This is a genomic window from Streptomyces sp. sk2.1 (genome assembly GCF_008120935.1).
GTDB lineage: Bacteria > Actinomycetota > Actinomycetes > Streptomycetales > Streptomycetaceae > Streptomyces.
Window position 1 is genome coordinate 1 of sequence record NZ_RDBO01000122.1, and the last position, 679, is coordinate 679.

Sequence of the window (679 nt, forward strand, 5' to 3'; positions counted from 1 at the left end):
GTTGACTGGCTGTGCTGGGTGAGGAGTTGGCTGCGGTCCGGTGTGATCTGGAGGACTTCGCGGCGGAGATGTTCGAGCCGTTCGCGCGGGCGGATCAACGCCGGTGGGGCGCCGTCTATCTGCGAGGACTGCTGCTGGACGGGCGGCGCAAGTCGGTGGAGCCGATGGCCGCCCGTCTGGGTGAGGACGGCAACCGGCAGGCCCTGGCCCACTTCATCACCACCAGCCCGTGGGACGCGGCACACGTACGCGCCCGCCTTGCCTGGCGGATGCAGCAGGTGATCAAACCGACCGCGCTGATCATCGATGACACCGGCTTCCTCAAGGACGGGGACGCGTCGGCGTGCGTGACCCGGCAGTACACCGGCACTGCGGGCAAGGGGCCCTGACCCCGGATGTTGGACACGGGGTTATGCAGCTTGGGGAAGTGTAGTTGCGGGTTCGAAGAAGGTGTTCTCGTAGATGATCGGGGAGCGTTGTCCGAGGCGGGAGTGCCGGCGTCGGGTGTTGTAGCGGCTGGCCCAGCGGAAGGCCGCGAGCCGGGCGTGACGAGCGGTGGGCCACGCCTTCGCGCCCTTGAGGGTCTCCCTCTTCATGGACGCGTTCCAGCTCTCCGCGGCGGCGTTGTCCGCCGAACTGCCCACGGCGCTCATGCTCCTTCTCACCCCGGCCCGCTCGC

Annotated in this window: 1 protein-coding gene and 1 pseudogene; one reads left to right on the forward strand and one right to left on the reverse strand. The window is 68.5% G+C overall.

The annotated features are described in order from the left end of the window. Positions 1–68 precede the first annotated feature (68 nt). Positions 69–380, forward strand: a pseudogene (locus tag EAO76_RS41070) (transposase); the annotation flags it as partial. 30 nt (positions 381–410) lie between these two features. On the opposite strand, the gene EAO76_RS41075 reads toward EAO76_RS41070, so the two are convergent. Further along, positions 411–679: integrase core domain-containing protein (locus EAO76_RS41075; protein ID WP_148841344.1), on the reverse strand; the 269-nt coding region annotated here is incomplete at its 5' end.